This window comes from Agromyces binzhouensis (assembly GCF_004135055.1).
In the GTDB taxonomy this organism is placed as follows: Bacteria; Actinomycetota; Actinomycetes; order Actinomycetales; family Microbacteriaceae; genus Agromyces; species Agromyces binzhouensis.
On the sequence record NZ_SDPL01000564.1, the window covers coordinates 1 to 1,547 of the forward strand.

2 protein-coding genes are annotated in these 1,547 nt (G+C 74.5%); both read left to right on the forward strand.

Features of this window, described 5'->3' with window-relative positions; genetic code table 11:
• Window positions 1–229: 229 nt before the first annotated feature.
• A complete protein-coding gene (locus ESO86_RS16725) occupies window positions 230–964 on the forward strand; it encodes a YcnI family copper-binding membrane protein (protein WP_129235934.1) in 735 nt (244 codons plus the stop codon).
• 5 nt (window positions 965–969) lie between these two features.
• Window positions 970–1,547: copper resistance CopC family protein (locus ESO86_RS16730; RefSeq protein ID WP_165308218.1), on the forward strand; the 578-nt coding region annotated here is incomplete at its 3' end.

Sequence of the window (1,547 nt, forward strand, 5' to 3'; positions counted from 1 at the left end):
AGAAGCACCGCACGACCATCGGATCGCACGTTCGCCCCGTCTCGCGCCGCGACGGCCCGCCCGCCCTCGGCATCCTGCTCCTCTCCTCGCTCCGCCATCGGGGTCCGCCGGCCGCACTCGCGGCCGCCTGAGCGGTCACGACCCCGAATCCGTTCGCGCCGACGCGCCGAACCACTGCCGACGACACGGCAGCGCGTCCGCGCACCCCCACTTGGAGAAGAACACACCGATGCGATCCATCACCCGCACCACCGCCGTCGCCGCGACCGCCCTCGGCGTCGGCACCCTGCTCGCCCTCGCCGTGCCCGTCGCCGCGCAGGCCCACGTCAACGTCACGCCCAGCTCGACCGCCGCCGGATCGTACTCCGTGCTGGAGTTCGCCTCGGGCCACGGTTGCGACGCCTCGCCGACCACGTCGTACGCCGTCGAGATCCCCGAGTCGATCCTGTCCGTCACCCCGACGCTGAAGCCCGGATGGCAGGTCGAGAAGGTCATGGTCGAGCTCGACGAGCCGCTCGAGGGCGCCCACGGCGACGTCGTCGCCGAGCGCGTGGGCCAGGTCGTCTACACCGCCTCGACGCCGCAGCCCGACGGCTACCGGGAGACCTTCCAGATCCAGGTCCTGCTGCCCGAGGACGCGGCGGGCGAGCGCCTCGAGTTCCCCGTGCTGCAGTCCTGCGTCGAGGGTGAGAACGACTGGAGCGAGCCGTCGGGCGCCGACGGCGACGAGCCCGAGCGCCCGGCTCCGGCGATCGAGGTCACCGAGTCGACCGGCGACGCGCACGGCCACGACGATGCCGAGGCGTCGTCGGACGAGCACCCCGAGGCGCACGAGGCCGAGCAGACGGCGGCGTCGCAGGCTCCGGTCGACGTCGTCGGCCGTGTGCTCGGCATCACCGGCCTCGCAGTGGGAGCAGCCGGCCTCACCGTCGCGATCGCCGCGCGTCGCGGGAAGAAGGCCTGACGATCATGTCGCGCCGGAGCATCCCGCTCGCCGTCGCCGGGGCGGCGCTCGCCGCCCTGGCCGCGGTGGCCGGCCCTGCACTGCCCGCGTTCGCGCACAACACCGTGATCGCGATCTCGCCCGACGGCGAGGAGACCGTCACCGAGCAGCCGGGCGTCGTCTGGCTCGAGACGAACGACGCGCTGCTCGACGCCGAGGGTGCGGCCGCCATGGACGTGGTCGGCCCCGACGGGCGGCACTACGCCACGCAGTGCGCGACGGTCGACGGCGCGATCGCGAGCGTCGCGGCCGAACTCGGCGAGCCGGGCGAGTACACCGTCGTGTGGCGCGTCGTCTCGGCGGACGGCCACCCGATCTCGGGCGAGTTCGGGTTCGACTGGGAGCCCGCGGACGGCGAGCCCGTGGGCTCGGGGGCCGACGAGTCGCCGTGCGCCGACGTCGCGGGCACGGCCGAGGCCGGTGGGACGGACGAGGGCGGAGACACCGCGTCGAGCGGTGCCGCGCAGGACCTCGTGTGGATCGGCGCGGGCGTGCTGGCGGTCGCTGCCGCCGCCCTGGTGGCGTTCCTGGTCGGCTGGCGGAC

Excerpts from the sequence above, each read along its gene's own strand:
- ESO86_RS16725 (WP_129235934.1), top strand. The coding sequence starts at position 230 with ATGCGATCCATCACCCGCACCACCGCCGTCGCCGCGACCGCCCTCGGC.